23 protein-coding genes are annotated in these 23,708 nt (G+C 57.2%); 21 read left to right on the forward strand and 2 right to left on the reverse strand.

The features are described from left to right. Nucleotides 1–4 precede the first annotated feature (4 nt). Together dnaN and dnaA are read right to left on the reverse strand one after the other, a co-directional pair. Nucleotides 5–1,108 (reverse strand): DNA polymerase III subunit beta, encoded by a 1,104-nt coding sequence (gene dnaN / locus ACOZK9_RS18755; protein WP_010565855.1) that lies wholly within the window; start codon nt 1,106–1,108, stop codon nt 5–7. A gap of 38 nt (nt 1,109–1,146) precedes the next feature. Continuing rightward, the gene (gene dnaA, locus ACOZK9_RS18760; RefSeq protein ID WP_058415818.1) at nt 1,147–2,667 is read right to left on the reverse strand and encodes a chromosomal replication initiator protein DnaA; all 1,521 of its coding nucleotides are present in this window, start codon (nt 2,665–2,667) and stop codon (nt 1,147–1,149) included. A gap of 586 nt (nt 2,668–3,253) precedes the next feature. Here dnaA and rpmH point away from each other — a divergent pair. The 21 genes from rpmH to glmS all read left to right on the forward strand — a co-directional run bounded on the left by rpmH (nt 3,254) and on the right by glmS (nt 23,546). Continuing rightward, nucleotides 3,254–3,388 (forward strand): 50S ribosomal protein L34, encoded by a 135-nt coding sequence (gene rpmH, locus ACOZK9_RS18765; RefSeq protein ID WP_003213577.1) that lies wholly within the window; start codon nt 3,254–3,256, stop codon nt 3,386–3,388. A 16-nt stretch (nt 3,389–3,404) separates the two neighbouring features. Then, complete coding sequence (gene rnpA / locus ACOZK9_RS18770; RefSeq protein WP_341869439.1) at nt 3,405–3,809, forward strand: ribonuclease P protein component; 405 nt, start codon at nt 3,405–3,407, stop codon at nt 3,807–3,809. Next, the gene (gene yidD / locus ACOZK9_RS18775; RefSeq protein WP_082649112.1) at nt 3,802–4,047 is read left to right on the forward strand and encodes a membrane protein insertion efficiency factor YidD; all 246 of its coding nucleotides are present in this window, start codon (nt 3,802–3,804) and stop codon (nt 4,045–4,047) included. The genes rnpA and yidD overlap by 8 nt, the downstream gene beginning before the upstream one ends. A 2-nt stretch (nt 4,048–4,049) precedes the next feature. After that, entirely contained in the window at nt 4,050–5,732 is a 1,683-nt protein-coding gene (gene yidC, locus ACOZK9_RS18780) for a membrane protein insertase YidC (RefSeq protein ID WP_058415817.1), read from the forward strand. 79 nt (nt 5,733–5,811) lie between these two features. Continuing rightward, nucleotides 5,812–7,182 carry a tRNA uridine-5-carboxymethylaminomethyl(34) synthesis GTPase MnmE gene (gene mnmE, locus ACOZK9_RS18785; RefSeq protein WP_421556328.1) on the forward strand — a complete coding sequence of 457 codons (1,371 nt, stop codon included), beginning with the start codon at nt 5,812–5,814 and terminating at the stop codon, nt 7,180–7,182. A gap of 549 nt (nt 7,183–7,731) precedes the next feature. Next, nucleotides 7,732–9,624, forward strand: a complete 1,893-nt coding sequence (gene mnmG, locus ACOZK9_RS18790) for a tRNA uridine-5-carboxymethylaminomethyl(34) synthesis enzyme MnmG (RefSeq protein ID WP_058415835.1) — start codon at nt 7,732–7,734, stop codon at nt 9,622–9,624. Further along, nucleotides 9,621–10,265 (forward strand): 16S rRNA (guanine(527)-N(7))-methyltransferase RsmG, encoded by a 645-nt coding sequence (rsmG, locus tag ACOZK9_RS18795; RefSeq protein ID WP_058415815.1) that lies wholly within the window; start codon nt 9,621–9,623, stop codon nt 10,263–10,265. Before mnmG ends, rsmG begins: the two co-directional genes overlap by 4 nt. An 18-nt stretch (nt 10,266–10,283) precedes the next feature. Next, entirely contained in the window at nt 10,284–11,081 is a 798-nt protein-coding gene (locus tag ACOZK9_RS18800) for a ParA family protein (RefSeq protein WP_058415814.1), read from the forward strand. A 9-nt stretch (nt 11,082–11,090) separates the two neighbouring features. Then, nucleotides 11,091–11,963, forward strand: coding sequence for a ParB/RepB/Spo0J family partition protein (locus ACOZK9_RS18805; RefSeq protein ID WP_058415813.1), 873 nt, complete (start codon nt 11,091–11,093; stop codon nt 11,961–11,963). 148 nt (nt 11,964–12,111) lie between these two features. Continuing rightward, nucleotides 12,112–12,519, forward strand: a complete 408-nt coding sequence (locus ACOZK9_RS18810) for a F0F1 ATP synthase subunit I (protein ID WP_058415812.1) — start codon at nt 12,112–12,114, stop codon at nt 12,517–12,519. Between the two features lie 16 nt (nt 12,520–12,535). Continuing rightward, nucleotides 12,536–13,405 carry a F0F1 ATP synthase subunit A gene (gene atpB, locus ACOZK9_RS18815; RefSeq protein ID WP_058415811.1) on the forward strand — a complete coding sequence of 290 codons (870 nt, stop codon included), beginning with the start codon at nt 12,536–12,538 and terminating at the stop codon, nt 13,403–13,405. A gap of 133 nt (nt 13,406–13,538) precedes the next feature. Then, on the forward strand, nt 13,539–13,796 hold the full coding sequence (gene atpE, locus ACOZK9_RS18820; RefSeq protein ID WP_002555987.1) for a F0F1 ATP synthase subunit C: 258 nt from the start codon (nt 13,539–13,541) through the stop codon (nt 13,794–13,796). A gap of 56 nt (nt 13,797–13,852) precedes the next feature. Next, nucleotides 13,853–14,323, forward strand: coding sequence for a F0F1 ATP synthase subunit B (locus ACOZK9_RS18825; protein WP_058415810.1), 471 nt, complete (start codon nt 13,853–13,855; stop codon nt 14,321–14,323). Between the two features lie 12 nt (nt 14,324–14,335). After that, nucleotides 14,336–14,872 carry a F0F1 ATP synthase subunit delta gene (locus ACOZK9_RS18830; RefSeq protein WP_003213551.1) on the forward strand — a complete coding sequence of 179 codons (537 nt, stop codon included), beginning with the start codon at nt 14,336–14,338 and terminating at the stop codon, nt 14,870–14,872. A gap of 21 nt (nt 14,873–14,893) precedes the next feature. Then, nucleotides 14,894–16,438, forward strand: coding sequence for a F0F1 ATP synthase subunit alpha (gene atpA, locus ACOZK9_RS18835; protein ID WP_058415809.1), 1,545 nt, complete (start codon nt 14,894–14,896; stop codon nt 16,436–16,438). A 50-nt stretch (nt 16,439–16,488) separates the two neighbouring features. Continuing rightward, the gene (atpG, locus tag ACOZK9_RS18840) at nt 16,489–17,349 is read left to right on the forward strand and encodes a F0F1 ATP synthase subunit gamma (RefSeq protein ID WP_058415808.1); all 861 of its coding nucleotides are present in this window, start codon (nt 16,489–16,491) and stop codon (nt 17,347–17,349) included. 27 nt (nt 17,350–17,376) lie between these two features. Further along, entirely contained in the window at nt 17,377–18,756 is a 1,380-nt protein-coding gene (gene atpD, locus ACOZK9_RS18845) for a F0F1 ATP synthase subunit beta (RefSeq protein ID WP_058415807.1), read from the forward strand. Between the two features lie 44 nt (nt 18,757–18,800). Further along, a complete protein-coding gene (locus ACOZK9_RS18850; protein ID WP_032885166.1) occupies nt 18,801–19,217 on the forward strand; it encodes a F0F1 ATP synthase subunit epsilon in 417 nt (138 codons plus the stop codon). Between the two features lie 123 nt (nt 19,218–19,340). Further along, entirely contained in the window at nt 19,341–20,708 is a 1,368-nt protein-coding gene (gene glmU, locus ACOZK9_RS18855; protein ID WP_421556329.1) for a bifunctional UDP-N-acetylglucosamine diphosphorylase/glucosamine-1-phosphate N-acetyltransferase GlmU, read from the forward strand. 227 nt (nt 20,709–20,935) lie between these two features. Then, nucleotides 20,936–21,703, forward strand: coding sequence for a DeoR/GlpR family DNA-binding transcription regulator (locus ACOZK9_RS18860; RefSeq protein WP_058415805.1), 768 nt, complete (start codon nt 20,936–20,938; stop codon nt 21,701–21,703). Between the two features lie 10 nt (nt 21,704–21,713). Then, a complete protein-coding gene (gene glmS, locus ACOZK9_RS18865) occupies nt 21,714–23,546 on the forward strand; it encodes a glutamine--fructose-6-phosphate transaminase (isomerizing) (RefSeq protein WP_058415804.1) in 1,833 nt (610 codons plus the stop codon). Nucleotides 23,547–23,708: the final 162 nt, after the last annotated feature.

Genomic DNA, 23,708 nt, shown 5'->3' on the forward strand with positions numbered 1-23,708 from the left:
ATGATTACAGGCGCATCGGCATAACAACGTAAGCCGAGTCGTCGTTGTCGGATTCTTGCACCAAGGCGCTGCTGTTGGAGTCAGACAGAATCAGGCGTACCTGTTCAGTCGTCATCACGCCGAGTACGTCGAGCAGGTAACTCACGTTGAAGCCGATCTCCAGCGAACCGCCGTTGTAGTCGACGCCCACTTCTTCTTCCGCTTCTTCTTGCTCCGGGTTATTCGCTTGGATTTTCAGCTGACCATTAGCCAGTTGCAGGCGAATACCACGGTACTTCTCGTTCGACAGAATCGCGGTACGGCTGAACGCTTCACGCAGGGCCTGACGATCACCGACCACCAGCTTGTCGCCACCTTTAGGCAGCACGCGCTCGTAGTCCGGGAACTTGCCGTCGACCAGCTTGGACGTGAAGGTGAACTCGCCGGTGGTTGCACGGATGTGGTGCTGACCGAGGACGATACTCACGTTGCCTTCCGGCTCGGTGAGCAAACGTGCCAGTTCAAGGATACCTTTACGCGGCACGATGACCTGGTGACGGTCCGGCTGACCGATATCGGCCTTCATCGAACACATCGCCAAGCGGTGGCCGTCGGTGGCGACTGCACGGATGATGCCTTCCGACACCTCAAGCAGCATGCCATTGAGGTAGTAACGCACGTCCTGTTGAGCCATGGCGAAGCTGGTGCGCTCGATCAAACGGCGCAGTTTGCTTTGTTCAAGGCTGCACGTCAGCGAGCCAGGGCCTTCTTCCACCGTCGGGAAGTCGTTGGCAGGCAACGTCGACAGGGTGAAGCGACTGCGCCCGGCTTTGACCACCAACTTTTGCTCATCAACCTTGATGTCGATCAGCGCGTCGTTGGGCAAGCTTTTGCAGATGTCCATCAGTTTGCGCGCCGGCACCGTAATCTCGCCCGGTTCTGCAGGTTCTTCCAGCTGTACACGACCCACCAGTTCGACTTCCAGGTCGGTACCGGTGAGGGACAATTGCTGGCCTTCGACAACCAGCAATACGTTGGAAAGCACCGGCAAGGTCTGTCGGCGCTCAACGACGCCTGCGACCAGTTGCAGGGGTTTCAACAGGGCTTCGCGTTGAATGGTGAAATGCATGGTCTAGTCCCTTGCCTTAATAAGCTGCGCTGGTGTCATCACGTAGTCAGTGTACGCAGCAGGTTCTTGTAGTCCTCGCGAATATCCGCGTCGGATTCCTTAAGTTCGTTGATCTTTCGGCAGGCGTGCAAAACCGTGGTGTGGTCGCGACCGCCAAACACATCACCGATTTCCGGCAGGCTGTGGTTGGTCAACTCTTTAGAGAGCGCCATCGCCACCTGACGGGGACGTGCTACCGAGCGCGAACGGCGCTTGGACAACAGGTCGGAAATCTTGATCTTGTAGTACTCGGCAACGGTGCGCTGAATGTTATCAACACTCACCAGCTTGTCTTGCAGCGCCAGCAAGTCTTTCAGGGATTCGCGGATCAGCTCGATGGTGATGTCGCGGCCCATGAAGTGCGAGTGAGCGATGACACGCTTGAGCGCGCCTTCCAGTTCACGCACGTTGGAGCGAATACGTTGGGCGATAAAAAACGCCGCATCGTGGGGCAGATCGACTTTCGCCTGATCGGCCTTTTTCATCAAAATGGCAACACGGGTTTCAAGCTCCGGCGGCTCGACCGCAACGGTCAGGCCCCAGCCGAAGCGCGACTTCAAGCGTTCTTCCAGGCCTTCGATTTCTTTCGGGTAACGGTCGCTGGTCAAGATGACCTGCTGGCCGCCTTCGAGCAGGGCGTTGAAGGTGTGGAAAAACTCTTCCTGGGAACGCTCTTTGCGCGCAAAGAATTGAATGTCATCGATCAACAGTGCATCGACAGACCGATAGAAGCGCTTGAACTCGTTGATTGCGTTGAGCTGCAAGGCCTTGACCATGTCGGCCACGAAGCGCTCCGAGTGCAGGTACACGACCTTGGCATTCGGGTTCTTCTTTAATAGATGGTTACCCACAGCGTGCATCAAGTGCGTCTTACCCAAACCAACGCCGCCATACAGGAACAGCGGGTTGTAACCGTGCTTGGGGTTATCAGCCACCTGCCAGGCAGCCGCGCGGGCCAACTGGTTGGATTTACCTTCGACGAAGTTTTCAAAGGTAAACGTGCGGTTCAGGTAACTGGTGTGCTTCAGCGCGCCTTCAACCTGCACGGTGCGCTGTTCGGCGCGTACCGGTGCTTGTTGGGAGCTGGCACCCGCCATTGGGTCAAAGCTGTCGCGCGACGGCTCTTCATTAATAGGCGCGTTTTTCTGCGACGTGGATTTCGAAGACGCTTGGGCAACGGGCGCTTGCACGTTATTAACAGGTGCCGAGGTTTGCTGCGCCTGCGAAGCACTTGCCGCCAACGGCGCATTCGGAGCCGCGCGCGGTGCGGAGCTGCGTTTGCTGCCTATTAATAAGGAAAGAACGGGCGCGATGCCATTGCCGTGTTCATCGAGCAATTCGAGAACGCGGCTCAGGTACTTCTCGTTAACCCAGTCGAGAACAAAACGATTCGGCGCGTAGACACGCAACTCGTCGCCTTCGGCTTCGACCTGTAGCGGACGGATCCAGGTGTTGAATTGCTGGGCAGGCAGCTCTTCGCGCAAAAGCTCCACGCACTGCTGCCAAAGTTCCACTGACACGGATATCCCCTAAGTTGAAAGCCGGTGAGGCAAAAACAGCCGCCATTGTAGCGGTCAGCCGCCTACTTATCCACATGTAGGTTGCTCACAAGGCAGCCAAAATCAACGCGTTAAGCATCAAAAAGCCGACCAATGGTGTGTGCATAAGCTCTGTGGATAAGCGCACCTAAGCCCGTTGCACAAGTGGGGTCGAAAGTCTGTGGGTAACTGGCCTGTGGATAACAAGCCATTCCACACACAGCTTATCCGACAGCGCAGCACAGGCAGAGCACCGTTTCTCCCCCGCTTTGTCATCCTCTGTACAGCACGTAAAACGTGGCCTAAAGGTAGTTATCCACAGATAAGTGGCCCTATAGCTTTTATAAGCTTTACAGAAAAGCTTTAAATAACTTCCTTCTTTATTTTTATATCTATGGCACTGCTCATGAAAGCCCGGTCGGACAAAAACGTGGCGAGGAGCCACAAACATATAATTAGAGGAAAAGCTGGTTGGAAATTGACCTAGAGGCTTGCTTTCTCTAGAATCGCCGGTCTCTTAAAACGGGGGCCATTCCGGCCCGTTGTGGACGAACCAGGTAACAACGCCATGAAACGTACTTTCCAACCAAGCACCATCAAACGCGCCCGTACTCACGGCTTCCGTGCTCGCATGGCTACCAAGAACGGCCGTGCTGTCCTGTCGCGTCGCCGCGCCAAAGGTCGTGCGCGTCTGGCAGTTTGATAATCCGGTACTGGTGGTGAGTCAGGACTTCAGTCGGGAAAAGCGTCTGCTAACCCCCCGGCATTTCAAGGCAGTCTTTGACTCCCCCACCGGCAAGGTTCCGGGGAAAAATCTCCTGCTCCTTGCGCGTAACAACGATCTTGATCACCCCCGTCTCGGGTTGGTGATCGGCAAGAAGAGCGTAAAGCTCTCCGTTGAGCGCAATCGCCTCAAGCGTCTGATGCGCGAATCGTTTCGCCTCCACCAGGACACTCTGGTTGGTTGGGATATTGTTATCGTCGCGCGCAAAGGCTTGGGGGACGTAGAAAACCCCGAATTGATTCAGCATTTCGGCAAGCTCTGGAAACGTTTGGCGCGTACCAACAAGCCAGCACCAGTAGTCAGCACCGAAACTGTAGGGGTAGACAGCACCAATGCGTAAACTGGCCCTCGTTCCGATCCAGTTTTACCGTTATGCCATTAGTCCTCTGATGGCTAACCACTGTCGTTTCTACCCCAGTTGTTCCTGCTACGCGTTAGAGGCCATAGAAAATCATGGCCTTGTGCGCGGTGGCTGGCTGGCCTTTCGTCGTTTAGGTCGCTGTCATCCGTGGAATCCCGGTGGTTATGACCCGGTTCCGCCTATCCCTACCTCCCGTTCTTCTTCGATGGCCGAGTAATCATGGATATTAAACGCACGATCCTGATCGTCGCCCTGGCAATCGTGTCCTACGTCATGGTTCTTAAGTGGAACCAGGACTACGGCCAAGCTGCCCTGCCGACTCAGAATGTTGCTACCAATCAGGCTGCGCCGGCTATTTCGGACACGCCTCTGGGTACCAATGCGTCCGCGAGTGCCGATGTTCCCAGCGCGAATGGCGAGACAAGCGCCCCTCTAGAAACGCCAGTGGTCACCAATAAAGATCTCATCCATGTAAAAACGGATGTGCTCGACCTGGCTATCGACCCACAAGGTGGTGATATCGCGCAGTTGAAACTGCCGCTGTATCCACGTCGCCAAGACCATCCGGATGTGCCGTTCCAACTGTTTGATAACGGTGGCGAACGTACTTATCTGGCACAAAGCGGCCTGACCGGCACTGACGGTCCTGATGCGCGTGCTACCGGTCGTCCGGTTTATTCGACCGAACAAAAGACTTATCAACTGGCTGATGGCCAGAACCAGTTGAACGTCGACCTGAAATTCAGTCAGGACGGCGTCAACTACATCAAGCGTTTCAGCTTTACCCGCGGTTTGTACGACTTGAAGGTCACTTACCTGATCGACAACGAAAGTGCCAAGCCGTGGACAGGCAACCTGTTTGCCCAGCTTAAGCGTGACAACAGCGCCGATCCTTCTTCCAGCACCGCCACCGGCACCGCGACTTACCTGGGCGCAGCCCTGTGGACAAGTGGCGAGCCGTACAAAAAAGTGTCGATGAAAGATATCGACAAGGGCGCGCTGAAAGAAACCGTTCAAGGTGGCTGGGTTGCCTGGTTGCAACACTACTTCGTGACCGCATGGATCCCGAACAAGGGTGAAGCCAACCTGGTTCAAACCCGCAAAGACAGCCAAGGCAACTACATCATTGGCTTTACTGGCCCGGCGTTGAACGTCGCTCCAGGTGCCAAGGCTGAAACCAGCGCCACTCTGTACGCCGGCCCGAAAAGCCAGGCCGTGCTGAAAGAGTTGTCCCCAGGTCTGGAACTGACGGTGGACTACGGCATTCTGTGGTTCATTGCCCAGCCGATTTTCTGGTTGCTGCAACATATCCACAGCATCGTCGGTAACTGGGGCTTCTCGATCATCTTCCTGACCATGCTGATCAAGGGGATCTTCTTCCCTCTGTCGGCAGCCAGCTACAAGTCGATGGCGCGCATGCGTGCCGTGGCACCGAAACTGGCCGCTCTGAAAGAGCAACATGGTGATGACCGGCAGAAAATGTCGCAGGCCATGATGGAGTTGTACAAGAAAGAGAAGATCAACCCGCTGGGTGGATGCTTGCCGATTCTGGTGCAGATGCCGGTGTTCCTGTCGCTGTACTGGGTACTCCTGGAAAGCGTAGAGATGCGCCAGGCGCCGTTCATGCTGTGGATAACTGACCTGTCGATCAAAGACCCGTTCTTTATCCTGCCGATCATCATGGGCGCAACCATGTTTATCCAGCAGCGTTTGAACCCGACTCCGCCGGACCCGATGCAGGCGAAGGTCATGAAAATGATGCCAATCATTTTCACCTTCTTCTTCTTGTGGTTCCCAGCCGGTCTGGTGCTGTACTGGGTGGTCAACAACGTGTTGTCGATCTCTCAACAGTGGTACATCACACGTAAAATCGAAGCGGCTACCAAAAAAGCTGCGGCGTAATTTACTCTGTGGATAACCACACAAGACGCCCCCTAGTGGGGCGTTTTGCTTTCCGTCACTTTTGTTCTGGAACCTGCTGATGAGCTTTCCTCGTGAAACCATCGCTGCTGTCGCTACCGCTCAGGGTCGTGGCGGTGTCGGTATCGTTCGAATTTCCGGGCCGCTTGCAGGCGTTGCAGCCAAGGCGATCAGCGGCCGCGAGTTAAAACCGCGCTATGCGCATTACGGTGCCTTTCTGGACGCCGATGAAACGGTGTTGGACGAAGGCCTGGCGCTGTATTTTCCGGGGCCCAATTCCTTCACCGGTGAGGACGTTCTGGAATTACAGGGCCACGGTGGCCCGGTGGTGCTGGATATGTTGCTGCAGCGCTGCCTGCAACTGGGGTGCCGCTTGGCGCGCCCGGGTGAGTTCAGCGAGCGCGCATTCCTCAACGACAAACTCGACCTGGCTCAGGCCGAAGCCATTGCTGACTTGATCGAGGCCAGTTCTGCACAAGCGGCGCGCAATGCGTTGCGCTCGTTGCAGGGCGCTTTCTCTTTGCGTGTGCATAACTTGACCGAGCAGTTGATCAGCCTGCGCATCTACGTTGAGGCGGCGATTGATTTTCCCGAAGAAGAAATCGACTTCCTCGCCGATGGCCACGTTCTGGCAATGCTGGATAAAGTCCGTGATGAGTTATCCACAGTACTGCGTGAGGCGGGCCAGGGAGCCTTGCTGCGCGACGGGATGACCGTAGTGATTGCCGGGCGGCCGAATGCCGGCAAATCGAGCCTGCTGAATGCCCTGGCAGGGCGTGAAGCCGCGATCGTGACTGAGATCGCCGGCACCACGCGGGACATCTTGCGTGAACATATCCACATCGATGGCATGCCGCTGCACGTGGTCGACACCGCCGGGTTGCGCAACACAGAAGATCAGGTGGAAAAAATTGGCGTGGAACGAGCGCTAAAAGCCATAAGCGAAGCAGACCGCGTGCTGTTGGTGGTCGATGCGACGGCGCCTGAGGCGCTGGACCCGTTCGCACTGTGGCCGGAATTCCTCGAGCAGCGGCCAGACCCGGCCAAGGTTACCCTGGTGCGTAACAAGGCCGACCTGACGGGTGAAGCCATTGCGCTGCACACCGGTGAGGATGGCCATGTCACCATCAGCCTGAGTGCCAAGTCTGCCGGCGATGGGTTAGAGCTGCTGCGCGACCACTTGAAGGCCTGCATGGGCTATGAGCAGACCTCAGAGAGCAGCTTCAGCGCACGTCGCAGGCACTTGGAGGCGTTACGTCACGCCAGCGCAGCGTTGGAGCATGGTCGTGCTCAGTTGACCTTGGCGGGAGCTGGCGAGCTGCTGGCTGAGGACTTGCGCCAAGCGCAGCAACTGCTGGGCGAAATCACCGGCGCTTTCAGCTCGGATGATTTATTGGGGCGGATCTTTTCCAGCTTCTGTATCGGTAAATAACCCTTCGATGTTCACAGACAGGCCACTCGCGCCTGTCTGCTTCCCCGATTTCAGCGTTTTCTCCTACCTTTTTGACTTATTACCAGGCGCCTGGCGGCTTTTGTGTGGGGGTTATTTGTACCTACGTACAGAATTCTGTCGATTAAGCTCTGTGCATAACCGCCCCTGTGCCCAGTTGATAACAGGGCTTGAAACCTGAGTAAAAACCCCTCTGTGGATAACCACCTGTTTAATCCACAGGCTTAAAGCACTTATCCAAGCCCCTCATGGGCACATGACCACAGACTTTTGAATCTCTGTACACATCATAAATAAAGGCCTGCAGCAATCTATCCACAGAAAACAGGCTCAGTATAAATAAACATAAAAACAAAGATTTAATAAATCTCTCTCTTTTAATTTCTATTGTCTGTGATTCATCCACAGCTGGTTAAATTTTGTGCAAAGGGTTCTTTAGGAACGGCTAAGTCCCTATACTTGCCGCCAAGCTGTAAAACCCTTTCAACCCATAATTCCTGATTACCTACATAAGCAGGCACGAGGTGCGTGGTGGATTTCCCTTCCCGTTTTGAAGTGATCGTCATCGGCGGCGGTCATGCCGGTACCGAGGCAGCACTGGCGTCAGCACGCATGGGTGTAAAAACCCTGTTGCTGACGCACAACGTGGAAACCCTCGGTGCCATGAGTTGCAACCCCGCCATTGGCGGTATCGGCAAAAGCCATCTGGTCAAGGAAATCGATGCCCTCGGCGGCGTCATGGCGATGGCCACCGACAAGGGTGGCATCCAGTTTCGCGTGCTCAACAGCCGTAAAGGCCCGGCCGTAAGGGCAACCCGGGCGCAGGCTGACCGAATTCTGTACAAGGCTGCGGTACGCGAAACCCTGGAAAACCAGCCGAACCTGTGGATATTCCAGCAAGCCGCCGACGACCTGATCGTCGAGCAAGACCAGGTACGCGGTGTTGTTACCCAAATGGGCCTGCGTTTTCTTGCAGAGTCCGTGGTGTTGACCACCGGCACATTCCTTGGCGGACTTATCCACATCGGCATGCAGAACTATTCCGGCGGCCGTGCCGGTGACCCGCCGTCGATTGCCCTGGCAAAACGCCTGCGTGAATTGCCGCTGCGCGTCGGCCGCCTGAAAACCGGTACGCCGCCGCGTATTGACGGGCGCTCGGTGGATTTCTCGGTGATGACTGAGCAGGCCGGTGACACGCCAATACCGGTGATGTCGTTCATGGGTTCCAAAGAGCAGCACCCGAAACAGGTGAGCTGCTGGATTACCCACACCAACGCCCGTACCCACGAAATCATTGCCGCGAACCTCGACCGTTCGCCGATGTATTCGGGGGTGATCGAGGGCATTGGCCCGCGTTATTGCCCATCGATCGAAGACAAGATCCACCGCTTTGCCGACAAGGAAAGCCACCAGGTGTTCATCGAGCCCGAAGGCTTGACCACCCACGAGCTGTACCCGAACGGAATTTCCACATCCCTGCCGTTCGACGTGCAAATTCAGATCGTGCAGTCGATTCGCGGCATGGAAAACGCGCACATCGTGCGTCCGGGCTACGCCATCGAGTACGACTATTTCGACCCGCGTGACCTGAAATACAGCCTTGAAACCAAAGTTATCGGTGGCTTGTTCTTCGCCGGGCAAATCAACGGCACCACCGGTTACGAAGAAGCCGGCGCCCAGGGTTTGCTGGCTGGCACCAACGCCGCACTGCGCGCGCAGGGCAAAGACAGCTGGTGCCCGCGTCGCGATGAAGCGTACATCGGGGTGTTGGTTGACGACCTGATCACGCTGGGCACCCAGGAACCGTACCGGATGTTCACCTCCCGGGCGGAATATCGCCTGATTCTGCGCGAAGACAACGCCGACCTGCGCCTGACCGAAAAAGGTCGTGAGCTGGGCTTGGTCGATGACGCGCGCTGGGAAGCCTTCTGCAAAAAACGCGAAAGCATTACGCTGGAAGAACAGCGCCTGAAAAGTACTTGGGTACGCCCAGGCACAGAGCAAGGCGACGCGATTGCGGAAAAATTCGGCACGCCGTTGACCCACGAATACAACCTGCTGAACCTGCTGTCGCGTCCCGAAATCGACTACGCTGGCCTGGTTGAAGTAACCGGAGGCGGCGCAGAAGACCCACAGGTCGCCGAGCAGGTTGAGATCAAAACCAAATACGCCGGATACATTGATCGCCAACAGGACGAAATCGCTCGCCTGCGCGCCAGTGAAGACACCAAGCTGCCTGTGGATATCGACTACACCGGTATTTCCGGGCTGTCGAAAGAAATTCAAGGCAAGCTGGGGATAACTCGTCCTGAAACGCTGGGCCAGGCATCACGCATTCCTGGTGTCACACCAGCGGCCATTTCGCTGTTGATGATTCATTTGAAAAAACGCGGCGCGGGCCGTCAGTTGGAGCAAAGCGCTTGAGTTCGTTGGTCACCTCGCAACACGCCGAAGAGTTATCCACAGGTGCACGCCAGTTGGGCGTCGACTTGACCGAAGCCCAGCACACGTTGCTGCTGGGTTATCTGGCCCTGTTGATCAAATGGAACAAGGCTTACAACCTGACGGCGGTGCGCGACCCTGACGAAATGGTCTCGCGCCATCTGCTCGACAGTTTGAGCGTGATGCCGTTTATCGAAAACGGCCGCTGGCTCGACGTTGGCAGTGGAGGTGGTATGCCCGGCATTCCGTTGGCCATCCTGTTTCCCGAGTCGCACGTGACGTGCCTGGACAGCAACGGCAAGAAAACCCGCTTCCTCACTCAGGTCAAACTCGAACTCAAACTGGATAACCTGCAGGTTATCCACAGCCGTGCTGAAACCTTCACGCCTGAGCTGCCCTTCAACGGGATTGTTTCCCGGGCGTTCAGCAGCATGGAGAATTTCAGCAACTGGACCCGCCACTTGGGCGACCGCGACACCCGCTGGCTGGCAATGAAGGGCGTTCATCCAAGCGACGAGCTGTTAGCATTGCCGGCAGACTTCCACCTCGATAGCGAACACGCTTTGGCCGTACCCGGTTGCCAAGGCCAACGCCATCTGCTGATACTGCGCCGCACGGCATGATTGGGAACACAAGCAAGAATGGCTAAGGTATTCGCGATAGCGAACCAGAAAGGTGGCGTGGGCAAAACCACCACCTGTATCAACCTCGCAGCATCCCTGGTGGCTACCAAGCGCCGGGTGCTGTTGATCGATCTCGATCCACAGGGCAACGCCACCATGGGTAGCGGTGTGGATAAACACGGCCTGGAAAACTCGGTCTACGACTTGCTGATTGGCGAGTGCGACCTGGGGCAGGCCATGCACTACTCCGAACACGGCGGTTATCAACTGCTGCCGGCCAACCGCGATTTAACCGCGGCGGAGGTGGTGCTGCTCGAAATGCAGATGAAAGAAAGCCGTCTGCGCAGCGCGTTGGCGCCGATCCGGGAGAACTACGATTACATTTTGATCGACTGCCCGCCGTCGTTGTCGATGCTCACGCTGAACGCATTGGTGGCTGCCGATGGGGTGATTATCCCCATGCAGTGCGAGTACTTCGCACTTGAAGGCTTGAGCGACCTTGTGGATAACATCAAGCGCATCGCCGAGTTGCTTAACCCCAACCTGCAAATCGAAGGCCTGCTGCGGACCATGTATGACCCGCGCCTGAGCCTGATGAACGATGTGTCGGCGCAGCTCAAGGAACACTTCGGCGATCAGTTGTATGACACCGTGATTCCACGCAACATCCGCCTGGCCGAAGCACCAAGCTATGGCATGCCCGCGCTGGCGTACGACAAATCATCGCGCGGTGCCATTGCTTACCTGGCGCTGGCCGGCGAGATGGTTCGCCGTCAACGCCGCAACTCACGCACCGCTGCCGCCCAGCCAACTTAAGGAATCCCCATGGCCGTCAAGAAACGAGGTCTCGGACGTGGACTGGATGCACTGCTGAGTGGTCCGACTGTCACTTCGCTGGAAGAACAAGCGGTGCAGGCCGACGAGCGCGAGCTTCAGCACCTGCCGCTGGACCTGATCCAGCGCGGCAAATACCAGCCGCGCCGGGACATGGACCCCCAGGCGCTGGAAGAACTGGCCAATTCGATCAAGGCTCAGGGCGTGATGCAGCCGATTGTGGTGCGCCCCATTGGCGGCGGCCGCTTTGAAATCATCGCCGGCGAGCGCCGCTGGCGTGCCAGCCAGCAGGCCGGCAAGGAAACCATTCCGGCGATGGTGCGCGATGTGCCGGATGAAACCGCCATCGCCATGGCGTTGATCGAGAACATCCAGCGTGAAGACCTCAACCCGATCGAAGAAGCCATCGCGTTGCAGCGTTTGCAGCAGGAGTTTCAGCTGACTCAGCAACAAGTGGCCGATGCGGTGGGCAAGTCTCGTGTGACCGTGTCCAACTTGCTGCGCCTGATTGCGTTGCCGGAAGTCATCAAAACCATGTTGTCGCATGGCGATCTGGAGATGGGCCACGCCCGTGCGTTGCTCGGTTTGCCGGAAAATCAACAGGTTGAAGGGGCGCGACACGTTGTCGCACGGGGTCTCACCGTTCGTCAGACCGAGGCCCTGGTTCGCCAGTGGCTGAGTGGCAAACCTGAGCCCGTTGAAGCGGCAAAACCGGACCCGGACATTGCGCGCCTTGAGCAGCGCCTGGCCGAGCGCCTAGGCTCTGCGGTGCAAATTCGCCACGGCAAGAAAGGCAAAGGGCAATTAGTCATCGGATATAACTCCCTTGATGAGCTTCAGGGCGTCCTTGCCCACATCCGCTGAAACATTTGCTTATGTAGCGCGCGATCGGAAAACACTACCCGACAGTTGAATAGGGGCAGAACCGCCCCTATACTCTGCGCGCATTTTGTCGGCACAAATTATGCCAAGTTATTGATTTCCGGCAGCCGACCATTGAGGAGCAAGAGTGATGGAAACCCGCACGCCAAACACGTTGCCGTTCCATCGCTTGGCCGTTTTCCCGGTTTTATTGGCGCAATTTGTCGTTTTGCTGATCGCCGCGTTGGCGCTTTGGTATTGGCAGGGAGTCGTCGCCGGGTATTCAGGACTTTGCGGAGGCCTGATAGCCTTGCTGCCCAATATGTATTTTGCTCACAGGGCCTTTCGGTTTTCCGGCGCCCGAGCAGCCCAAGCTATCGTCCGGTCTTTTTATGCCGGTGAAGCAGGCAAACTGATTTTGACGGCAGTGCTGTTCGCACTGACCTTTGCAGGTGTGAAGCCATTGGCGCCGCTGGCTGTATTCGGCGTGTTCGTGTTGACCCAACTGGTCAGCTGGTTCGCTCCCCTGCTAATGAAAACAAGACTTTCGAAACCTTAGGGCGTTTGAGGCAACCATGGCAGAAACAACCGCTTCGGGCTATATCCAGCACCACTTGCAGAACCTGACCTTCGGTCAGCTTCCCAACGGCGGCTGGGGCTTTGCCCACTCCGCAGCAGAGGCCAAAGAAATGGGCTTCTGGGCTTTCCACCTGGATACTCTGGGCTGGTCGGTCGCATTGGGTCTGATCTTCGTCCTGATTTTCCGCATGGCGGCAAAAAAGGCGACTTCCGGTCAGCCAGGTGCCCTGCAGAACTTCGTTGAAGTACTGGTCGAATTCGTCGATGGCAGCGTGAAAGACAGCTTCCATGGCCGTAGCCCGGTGATTGCACCGCTGGCACTGACCATCTTCGTCTGGGTGTTCCTGATGAACGCCGTCGACCTGATCCCGGTTGACTGGATTCCTCAGCTCGCCATGGCGATCAGCGGCGATCCGCACATTCCATTCCGTGCCGTGTCGACCACTGACCCGAACGCCACCCTGGGCATGGCCCTGTCGGTGTTTGCGTTGATCATTTTCTACAGCATCAAGATTAAGGGCATCGGCGGCTTCATCGGCGAACTGACCCTGCACCCGTTCGGCAGCAAGAACATATTCTTGCAAGCGCTGCTGATCCCGGTGAACTTCCTGCTGGAATTCGTGACCCTGATCGCCAAGCCGATTTCCCTGGCTCTGCGACTGTTCGGCAACATGTATGCCGGCGAGCTGGTGTTCATTCTGATCGCTGTGATGTTCGGCAGCGGTCTGCTCTGGCTTAGCGGCCTGGGTATTGTTCTGCAGTGGGCGTGGGCTGTGTTCCACATCCTGATCATCACCCTGCAGGCCTTCATCTTCATGATGCTGACCATCGTCTACCTGTCGATGGCGCACGAAGAGAACCATTAAGACCGGCCTCGGCCAGTCTGATGTCCTTCCCGGTGAAACGGGAAGGTGGCCTGAAAGGGCTATGAAACGATTTGTTTTACCGCTTTAAAATCTAAAAAACCTAAACCATACGACGTAAAAGTCGGGAGGAAAGATGGAAACTGTAGTTGGTCTAACCGCTATCGCTGTTGCACTGTTGATCGGCCTGGGCGCCCTGGGTACTGCCATTGGTTTCGGCCTGCTGGGCGGCAAGTTCCTGGAAGGCGCAGCGCGTCAGCCAGAAATGGTTCCAATGCTGCAAGTTAAAATGTTCATCGTTGCCGGCCTGCTCGACGCCGTGACCATGATCGGTGTTGGTATCGCTCTGTTCTTCACCTTCGCGAACCCCTTCGTTGGTCAACTCGCCGGTTAATCACTCGTTTTTTCGAGTGATTGGTGTGTTGTGCAACGAATGAGCGAGGTATTGGCGTGAACATTAATGCAACCATTATTGGTCAGTCCTTAGCGTTCTTGATTTTTGTCGTTTTCTGCATGAAGTTCGTATGGCCTCCGGTCATCGCAGCTTTGCACGAACGTCAGAAGAAGATCGCGGATGGACTGGACGCTGCCGCACGAGCAGCTCGCGACCTGGAGTTGGCCCACGATAAAGTGGGTCAACAACTGCGCGAAGCGAAAGCTCAGGCAGCCGAAATCATTGAGCAAGCCAAGAAACGCGGTAACCAGATTGTTGAAGAGGCTGTTGAAAAAGCCCGTATCGACGCTGACCGTGTGAAGGTTCAGGCTCAGGCCGAGATCGAGCAGGAACTGAATGGTGTCAAAGATGCGCTGCGTGCCCAACTGGGTGCTCTGGCCGTCGGCGGCGCCGAGAAGATCCTGGGTGCCACAATCGATCAAAACGCGCACGCGGAGCTGGTTAACAAACTGGCTGCTGAAATTTAAGCGAGGGCGATCATGGCAGAATTGACCACGTTGGCCCGACCTTACGCTAAGGCAGCCTTCGAGCACGCCCAGGCCCACCAGCAGCTGGCCTCTTGGTCAGCCATGCTCGGCCTGGCTGCAGCAGTGTCGCAAGACGACACCATGCAGCGCGTGCTCAAGGCCCCGCGACTGACGAGCGCAGACAAGGCCGCCACGTTTATTGACGTGTGCGGCGACAAGTTTGATGTGAAAGTGCAGAACTTCATTCACGTCGTTGCCGAAAACGACCGTCTCCCGCTTCTGCCGGAGATTGCCGCTCTGTTCGACCTGTACAAGGCCGAGCAAGAGAAGTCGGTAGACGTTGAAGTCACCAGTGCTTTTGCATTGAACCAAGAACAGCAAGACAAACTCGCCAAGGTTCTCAGTGCACGACTCGACCGGGAAGTGCGCCTGCAAGTTGCGGAGGATGCCACCCTGATTGGTGGTGTCATCATTCGCGCCGGCGACCTGGTTATCGATGGCTCGATTCGCGGCAAACTCGCGAATCTTGCCGAAGCATTGAAATCTTGAGTTTGAAGGGGCAGCAGAGCAATGCAGCAACTCAATCCTTCCGAAATAAGTGAAATTATCAAGGGCCGCATCGACAAGCTCGATGTGACCTCCCAAGCCCGTAACGAAGGCACTGTCGTCAGCGTATCTGACGGCATCGTGCGGATTCACGGTCTGGCCGACGTAATGTACGGCGAGATGATCGAGTTTCCGGGCGGCGTCTACGGTATGGCCCTCAACCTGGAGCAAGACTCCGTAGGTGCCGTTGTATTGGGCGCGTACACCAGTCTGGCTGAAGGCATGAGCGCCAAGTGCACAGGCCGCATCCTGGAGGTTCCGGTTGGTAAGGAACTGCTGGGCCGCGTAGTCGACGCACTGGGTAACCCAGTTGACGGCAAAGGTCCGCTGAACAACACCTTGACCGATGCGGTCGAGAAAGTTGCTCCAGGCGTGATTTGGCGTAAGTCGGTAGACCAGCCTGTACAGACTGGCTACAAGGCTGTCGATGCCATGATTCCTGTCGGCCGTGGCCAGCGTGAGCTGATCATCGGTGACCGTCAGATCGGTAAAACCGCTCTGGCGATCGACGCGATCATCAACCAGAAGAACAGCGGCATTTTCTGCGTCTACGTAGCCATTGGTCAGAAGCAATCGACCATCGCCAACGTGGTTCGCAAGCTGGAAGAAAACGGCGCCCTGGCCAACACGATCATCGTGGCTGCCAGTGCTTCGGAATCTCCTGCGCTGCAATTCCTGGCACCGTACTCCGGTTGCACCATGGGTGAATTCTTCCGCGACCGCGGTGAAGACGCGCTGATCGTTTATGACGATCTGTCCAAGCAAGCAGTGGCTTACCGCCAGATTTCCCTGCTGCTGCGCCGTCCACCAGGCCGTGAAGCTTACCCAGGCGACGTGTTCTATCTCCACTCCCGTCTGCTGGAGCGCGCATCCCGCGTTTCGGAAGAATACGTAGAGAAGTTCACCAACGGCGCAGTGACCGGCAAAACCGGTTCCCTGACCGCACTGCCGATCATCGAAACCCAGGCTGGCGACGTTTCCGCGTTCGTTCCGACCAACGTGATTTCCATCACCGACGGTCAGATCTTCCTGGAATCGGCCATGTTCAACTCAGGCATCCGTCCTGCAGTAAACGCCGGTGTTTCGGTATCCCGTGTGGGTGGTGCCGCTCAGACCAAGATCATCAAGAAGCTCTCCGGTGGTATCCGTACCGCTCTGGCTCAGTACCGTGAACTGGCGGCATTCGCCCAGTTCGCTTCTGACCTGGACGAAGCGACCCGTAAGCAACTTGAGCATGGTCAGCGCGTTACCGAGCTGATGAAGCAGAAGCAATACGCCCCAATGTCGATCGCTGACATGGCGTTGTCGCTGTATGCCGCTGAGCGTGGGTTCCTGACCGACGTTGAAATCACCAAGGTCGGCAGCTTTGAACAAGCGCTGATTGCTTACTTCAACCGCGATCACGCCGAATTGATGGCGAAGATCAACGTGAAGGGTGACTTCAATGACGATATCGATGCTGGCATGAAAGCCGGTATCGAGAAGTTCAAGGCCACCCAAACCTGGTAAGCCGCAGCGGGAGCCGCAAGGCTCCCGCTTGCTAACCTGATAGGTGTTACATGGCAGGCGCAAAAGAGATTCGCAGTAAGATTGCGAGCATCAAAAGCACGCAAAAGATTACCAGCGCCATGGAAAAAGTGGCGGTCAGCAAAATGCGCAAGGCACAAATGCGCATGGCTGCTAGCCGTCCTTATGCGGAGCGTATCCGCCAGGTAATTGGGCATTTGGCTAACGCTAACCCGGAATACCGCCACCCATTCATGATCGACCGCGACGTTAAGCGTGTGGGTTATGTGGTAGTGAGCAGTGACCGTGGTTTGTGCGGTGGTCTGAATACCAACCTGTTCAAGGCCCTGGTCAAGGACATGGCGGTAAACCGCGAAAAGGGCGTCGAGATCGATCTGTGTGTTGTGGGTAGCAAGGGTGCGGCCTTTTTCCGTAACTTCGGCGGCAACGTCGTAGCAGCTATCAGCCACCTGGGTGAAGAACCGTCGATCAATGATTTGATCGGCAGTGTGAAGGTGATGCTGGATGCGTACCTGGACGGCCGGATTGACCGCCTGTCCGTGGTATCCAACAAGTTCATCAACACCATGACCCAGCAGCCAACCGTGGAGCAATTGATTCCACTGGTGGCGACTCCGGATCAGGAACTCAAGCACCACTGGGACTACCTCTACGAACCAGACGCCAAAGAGCTGCTTGACGGCTTGATGGTGCGCTACGTGGAGTCGCAGGTGTACCAGGCGGTGGTCGAGAACAACGCAGCTGAACAAGCGGCGCGGATGATCGCGATGAAAAACGCTACCGATAACGCCGGTGATCTGATCAGCGATTTGCAGCTGATCTACAACAAGGCGCGTCAGGCTGCGATCACCCAAGAGATCTCGGAAATCGTCGGCGGCGCTGCCGCGGTTTAACGGTTCAAATATTCAGAGGATCCAGCTATGAGTAGCGGACGTATCGTTCAAATCATCGGCGCCGTTATCGACGTGGAATTCCCACGCGACAGCGTACCGAGCATCTACAACGCTTTGAAAGTACAGAGCGAGGCCGGCACCACTCTCGAAGTTCAGCAGCAGCTGGGCGACGGCGTGGTACGGACCATTGCAATGGGTTCCACCGAGGGCCTGAAGCGCGGTCTGGGCGTGCTTGACACTGGCGCTGCCATCTCCGTACCGGTCGGTAAAGCGACCCTGGGCCGGATCATGGACGTGCTGGGCAACCCGATCGACGAAGCTGGCCCGATCGACACCGAAGAGCGCTGGGGCATTCACCGTCCAGCACCTTCGTTCGCCGAACAAGCTGGCGGCAACGATCTGCTCGAAACCGGTATCAAGGTTATCGACCTGGTTTGCCCGTTCGCCAAAGGCGGTAAAGTCGGTCTGTTCGGTGGTGCCGGTGTAGGCAAAACCGTAAACATGATGGAACTGATCCGTAACATCGCCATCGAGCACAGCGGTTATTCCGTGTTCGCCGGTGTGGGTGAGCGTACTCGTGAGGGTAACGACTTCTACCACGAGATGAAGGACTCCAACGTTCTGGACAAAGTGGCACTGGTTTACGGTCAGATGAACGAGCCGCCGGGTAACCGTCTGCGCGTAGCACTGACTGGCCTGACCATGGCCGAGAAGTTCCGTGACGAAGGTAACGACGTTCTGCTGTTCGTCGACAACATCTACCGTTACACACTGGCCGGTACTGAAGTATCCGCACTGCTGGGCCGTATGCCTTCTGCAGTAGGTTACCAGCCGACTCTGGCTGAAGAGATGGGCGTTCTGCAAGAACGTATCACTTCGACCAAAGAAGGCTCGATCACCTCGATCCAAGCGGTATACGTACCTGCGGATGACTTGACCGACCCGTCGCCTGCGACCACCTTCGCCCACTTGGACGCCACTGTCGTTCTGTCCCGTGACATCGCTTCCCTGGGTATCTACCCAGCGGTCGATCCACTCGACTCGACGTCGCGCCAGCTGGACCCGAACGTGATCGGCCAGGAGCACTACGACACCGCTCGCGGCGTTCAGTACGTGCTGCAGCGTTACAAAGAACTGAAGGACATCATTGCGATCCTGGGTATGGACGAGCTGTCGGAAACCGACAAGCAGTTGGTAAACCGTGCTCGCAAGATCCAGCGCTTCTTGTCGCAGCCGTTCTTCGTGGCTGAAGTCTTCACCGGTGCTTCGGGTAAATACGTTTCCCTGAAAGACACCATTGCTGGCTTCAAAGGCATCCTCAACGGTGACTACGACCACCTGCCAGAACAAGCGTTCTACATGGTCGGCGGCATCGAAGAAGCGATCGAGAAAGCCAAGAAACTGTAATCCCGGCGCCCGGTAACGGGCGCTCATCAGGTTGAGGCAATCAGATGGCTATGACAGTCCATTGCGATATCGTCAGCGCGGAAGGGGAAATCTTCTCCGGTCTGGTAGAAATGGTGATTGCACACGGCGAACTCGGTGACCTGGGTATTGCCATGGGCCACGCGCCATTGATCACCAGCTTGAAGCCAGGTCCGATCACTCTGACCAAGCAAGGCGGGGAACGTGAGGTGTTTTACATCTCCGGTGGTTTCCTCGAGGTTCAGCCGAACATGGTCAAGGTACTTGCCGACACCGTGCAACGTGCTGGCGACCTGGATGAAGCCTCCGCTCAGGAAGCCGTAAAGGCTGCCGAGAAGGCCCTGAACGAAAAGGGCGCGGACTTCGACTACAGCGCTGCTGCTGTACGTCTGGCCGAGGCTGCAGCTCAGCTGCGCACGCTCCAGCAGATCCGCAAGAAGTAAGCGGCCCAGCCGTAATGCTTCATGTGTGATTGATTAAAAAGGGTAGCCTCGGCTACCCTTTTTCTTTTTTGCAAAAACACTTCTCAGGTCTGAACCCGGACCACCCAGGATTGGTAGCCATTCATGTCTCTTGAAATCGTCATTCTCGCCGCAGGCCAGGGCACCCGTATGCGTTCAGCCTTGCCCAAAGTGCTGCACCCGGTGGCGGGCAACTCCATGCTTGGCCATGTTATCCACAGCGCTCGTCAACTCGACCCACAACGCATTCACGTGGTCATCGGCCACGGTGCCGACGCGGTGCGTGAACGCCTGGCGGCGGATGACCTGAATTTCGTATTGCAGGACAAACAACTGGGCACCGGCCACGCCACTGCGCAGGCCGTACCGTTTATCAGCGCCGACACTGTGCTGATCCTTTACGGCGACGTGCCGCTGATTGAAGTCGACACCCTGCAGCGCCTGCTCAAACACGTGGTGCCTGGCCAGATGGGCCTGCTCACCGTTGAGCTGGACGACCCTACCGGCTATGGGCGCATCGTGCGCACTGCCGACGGCAAAGTCGCAGCCATCGTCGAGCACAAGGATGCCAGCGAAGCCCAACGCGCCATCACCGAAGGCAACACCGGGATTCTCGCGGTGCCGGCCGATCGCCTGGCGGATTGGATGAGCCGTTTGTCCAACAACAACGCGCAGGGCGAGTATTACCTGACTGACGTGATTGAAATGGCGGTGAATGACGGCCTGCTGGTCGCCACCGAACAGCCTCACGACCCGATGGAAGTGCAGGGCGCCAACGACCGCAAGCAGTTGGCAGAGCTTGAGCGCCACTACCAACTGCGCGAAGGCCGCCGCCTGATGGCGCAAGGTGTGACCTTGCGCGACCCGGCACGCTTCGACGTACGCGGTGAGGTGACCGTCGGCCGCGACGTGCTGATCGACATCAACGTGATTCTTGAAGGCCGCGTGATCATCGAAGACGACGTAGTGATTGGCCCGAACTGCGTGATCAAGGACAGTACCTTGCGCAAAGGCGTGGTAGTGAAAGCCAACAGCCACATCGACGGCGCCGTGATGGGCGAGGGCAGCGATGCCGGTCCGTTCGCGCGCTTGCGCCCTGGCAGCGTGCTGGAAGCCAAAGCCCATGTGGGTAACTTTGTCGAACTGAAAAACGCCCATCTGGGTGAGGGCGCGAAAGTCGGTCACTTGACGTACTTGGGCGATGCCGTGATCGGCGCGCGCAGCAACATCGGAGCAGGCACCATCACCTGCAACTATGACGGCGCGAACAAGTTTCAGACGACCATTGGTGAAGATGTGTTCATCGGCTCCAACAATTCGCTGATTGCGCCTGTGACCATCGGTGACGGCTCCAACACCGCCGCGGGTTCGGCGATTAATCAGGATGTGGATAAGTCGCAACTTGCCGTCGCCCGCGCCCGCCAGCGCAACATCGACGGTTGGAAACGCCCGGTCAAAATCACCAAGCGCTAAGTTATCCACAGCTGCATAAGTAACCTGCCTCTTGTGTGGGAGCGGGCTTGCTCGCGATGGCGGTGTAACAGTCACCTATTCAGTGACTGACCGACCGCCATCGCAAGCAAGCCCGCTTCCACATTTATTAGGCGCTGCAGCAAAAATCGCTATCCACCGCTTGACGATTTTCCGCCAATAGGTTTTGATTGCCTTCGTTATCTTTCGAAACGAAACTTATCATCACAATGTCGAAACGAAATACTCCCCAACGACGCCACAACATTCTGACCTTGCTCACCGAACAGGGCGAAGTCAGTGTGGATGAATTGGCCAAACGTTTCGAAACTTCGGAAGTGACCATCCGCAAGGACCTCGCAGCCCTCGAAAGCAATGGCCTGTTGCTGCGCCGCTACGGCGGCGCAATCACCATGCCGCAGGAACTTGTCGGCGACGCCGCCCAACCGATCTCGGCCTACAAGCGCGCCATCGCGCGGGCGGCCGTCATGCGTTTGCGCGAACACGCGCGCATCATCATCGACAGCGGCAGCACCACCGCCGCGATGATTCCCGAGCTGGGCCACCAGCCCGGCCTGGTGGTGATGACCAACTCCCTGCACGTTGCCGGGGCCTTGAGCGAGCTGGAACACGAACCGGTGCTGTTGATGACCGGCGGCACCTGGGACCCGCATTCCGACTCGTTCCAGGGCCAGGTCGCGGAGCAAGTACTGCGTTCTTATGATTTTGATCAACTGTTCATCGGCGCCGATGGCATCGATCTACAGCGCGGCACTACCACGTTTAACGAATTACTTGGGCTGAGCCGCGTAATGGCCGAGGTTGCCCGTGAAGTGGTGGTGATGGTTGAGTCCGACAAGATCGGCCGCAAGATTCCTAACCTGGAACTGCCCTGGAGCAGCGTCCATACCCTTATTACCGATGATCGCCTGCCGCTTGAGGCCCGCGACCAGATCCAAGCCCGCGGCATAACGCTGATATGCGCGGCCGTCATCTAGGAGATACACCATGTGTGGAATTGTTGGCGCAGTCGCCGAACGTAACGTTACTGCCATTCTGATCGAAGGCCTCAAGCGCCTTGAATACCGCGGCTATGACAGCGCTGGCGTGGCGATCTTCACGAATGCCGGCAAACTTGAGCGCATGCGTCGCCCGGGCAAAGTCAGCGAGTTGGACCAGGCCCTGGCCGGCGAGCCGCTGGTCGGCCGCCTCGGCATCGCTCACACCCGCTGGGCGACTCACGGCGCGCCGTGCGAACGCAACGCGCACCCGCATTTCTCTGGTGATTTGGCGGTGGTGCACAACGGCATCATCGAAAACCACGAAGTGCTGCGTGAACAGCTCAAGGGCCTGGGTTACGTGTTCACCTCGGACACGGACACCGAAGTCATCGCGCACCTGCTGAACCACAAGCTCAAGGACCACAGCGACCTGACCACCGCCCTCAAGGCGACGGTCAAAGACCTGCACGGCGCCTATGGCTTGGCCGTGATCAGCGCCAGCCAGCCTGACCGTTTGGTCGCCGCGCGCAGTGGCAGCCCATTGGTGATTGGCCTGGGCCTGGGTGAAAACTTCCTCGCGTCCGACCAACTCGCCTTGCGTCAGGTCACCGACCGTTTCATGTACCTGGAAGAAGGCGACATCGCCGACATTCGCCGTGAAAGCGTGCAGATCTGGGACATCAACGGCCAGACCGTCGAGCGCGAAGCCGTGCAATACCGCGACGGCGCTGAAGCCGCTGACAAAGGCGAATTCCGCCACTTCATGCTCAAGGAAATCCACGAGCAGCCATCCGTGGTGCAGCGCACCCTGGAAGGTCGCCTGAGCCAGAACCAAGTGCTGGTCAACGCCTTCGGCCCACAAGCCGCCGAGCTGTTTGCCAAAGTGCGCAACGTGCAGATCGTCGCCTGCGGCACCAGCTACCACGCAGGCATGGTTGCGCGTTACTGGCTCGAAGAACTGGCCGGCATCCCGTGTCAGGTCGAAGTTGCCAGCGAGTTCCGCTACCGCAAGGTAGTGGTGCAGCCCGACACCCTGTTCGTGACCATCTCCCAGTCCGGCGAAACCGCCGACACCCTGGCCGCATTGCGTAACGCCAAAGAGCTGGGCTTCCTCGGCAGCCTGGCCATCTGCAACGTCAGCATCAGCTCGCTGGTGCGTGAATCCGACCTCACCCTGTTGACCCAGGCCGGTCGCGAAATCGGCGTGGCATCGACCAAAGCGTTCACCACCCAACTGGTCGGCCTGCTGCTGCTGACCCTGTCTTTGGGCCAAGTGCGCGGCACCCTCGCCGAAGGCGTCGAAGCCACGCTGGTCGAAGAACTGCGCCGCCTGCCAACCCGTCTGGGCGAAGCGTTGGCCATGGACAGCACCGTGGAAAAAGTCGCCGAGCTGTTCGCCGACAAAAACCACACCCTGTTCCTCGGCCGTGGCGCGCAGTACCCGGTAGCGATGGAAGGCTCGCTGAAACTCAAGGAAATCTCGTACATCCACGCCGAAGCCTACCCGGCCGGTGAACTGAAACACGGCCCGCTGGCCCTGGTGGATGACGACATGCCGGTGGTCACCGTCGCGCCAAACAACGAACTGCTGGAAAAGCTCAAATCCAACCTGCAGGAAGTGCGCGCGCGTGGCGGCCAACTGATCGTGTTCGCCGACGAAAAAGCCGGCATGACCAACGGCGAAGGCACCCACGTCATCAACATGCCGCACATCCACGACACGCTGTCGCCGATCCTCTACACCATCCCGCTGCAACTGCTGTCGTACTACGTTGCTGTGCTTAAGGGCACTGACGTTGACCAGCCACGTAACCTGGCAAAATCGGTGACGGTGGAGTAATACCGCAGACTCTGGAGGCCCAACGGGCCTCCAGGTGGTTTCTAACAATAAAGATTGACACAAAACAATAAAGATTGACACGACACAACATAGATTGACACAAGGCCGAAACCCCCGTATCTACGGGGGTTTCCATTTTTGGGCTGAGCCATCGGTCTAGAT

It is taken from the genome of Pseudomonas kitaguniensis (assembly GCF_049199985.1).
GTDB lineage: Bacteria > Pseudomonadota > Gammaproteobacteria > Pseudomonadales > Pseudomonadaceae > Aquipseudomonas > Aquipseudomonas kitaguniensis.

Excerpts from the sequence above, each read along its gene's own strand:
- dnaN (WP_010565855.1), bottom strand. The coding sequence starts at position 1,108 with ATGCATTTCACCATTCAACGCGAAGCCCTGTTGAAACCCCTGCAACTG.
- rpmH (WP_003213577.1), top strand. The coding sequence starts at position 3,254 with ATGAAACGTACTTTCCAACCAAGCACCATCAAACGCGCCCGTACTCAC.
- yidD (WP_082649112.1), top strand. The coding sequence starts at position 3,802 with ATGCGTAAACTGGCCCTCGTTCCGATCCAGTTTTACCGTTATGCCATT.
- yidC (WP_058415817.1), top strand. The coding sequence starts at position 4,050 with ATGGATATTAAACGCACGATCCTGATCGTCGCCCTGGCAATCGTGTCC.
- mnmE (WP_421556328.1), top strand. The coding sequence starts at position 5,812 with ATGAGCTTTCCTCGTGAAACCATCGCTGCTGTCGCTACCGCTCAGGGT.
- ACOZK9_RS18800 (WP_058415814.1), top strand. The coding sequence starts at position 10,284 with ATGGCTAAGGTATTCGCGATAGCGAACCAGAAAGGTGGCGTGGGCAAA.
- ACOZK9_RS18805 (WP_058415813.1), top strand. The coding sequence starts at position 11,091 with ATGGCCGTCAAGAAACGAGGTCTCGGACGTGGACTGGATGCACTGCTG.
- ACOZK9_RS18810 (WP_058415812.1), top strand. The coding sequence starts at position 12,112 with ATGGAAACCCGCACGCCAAACACGTTGCCGTTCCATCGCTTGGCCGTT.
- atpB (WP_058415811.1), top strand. The coding sequence starts at position 12,536 with ATGGCAGAAACAACCGCTTCGGGCTATATCCAGCACCACTTGCAGAAC.
- atpE (WP_002555987.1), top strand. The coding sequence starts at position 13,539 with ATGGAAACTGTAGTTGGTCTAACCGCTATCGCTGTTGCACTGTTGATC.
- ACOZK9_RS18830 (WP_003213551.1), top strand. The coding sequence starts at position 14,336 with ATGGCAGAATTGACCACGTTGGCCCGACCTTACGCTAAGGCAGCCTTC.
- atpA (WP_058415809.1), top strand. The coding sequence starts at position 14,894 with ATGCAGCAACTCAATCCTTCCGAAATAAGTGAAATTATCAAGGGCCGC.
- atpG (WP_058415808.1), top strand. The coding sequence starts at position 16,489 with ATGGCAGGCGCAAAAGAGATTCGCAGTAAGATTGCGAGCATCAAAAGC.
- atpD (WP_058415807.1), top strand. The coding sequence starts at position 17,377 with ATGAGTAGCGGACGTATCGTTCAAATCATCGGCGCCGTTATCGACGTG.
- ACOZK9_RS18850 (WP_032885166.1), top strand. The coding sequence starts at position 18,801 with ATGGCTATGACAGTCCATTGCGATATCGTCAGCGCGGAAGGGGAAATC.
- glmU (WP_421556329.1), top strand. The coding sequence starts at position 19,341 with ATGTCTCTTGAAATCGTCATTCTCGCCGCAGGCCAGGGCACCCGTATG.
- ACOZK9_RS18860 (WP_058415805.1), top strand. The coding sequence starts at position 20,936 with ATGTCGAAACGAAATACTCCCCAACGACGCCACAACATTCTGACCTTG.
- glmS (WP_058415804.1), top strand. The coding sequence starts at position 21,714 with ATGTGTGGAATTGTTGGCGCAGTCGCCGAACGTAACGTTACTGCCATT.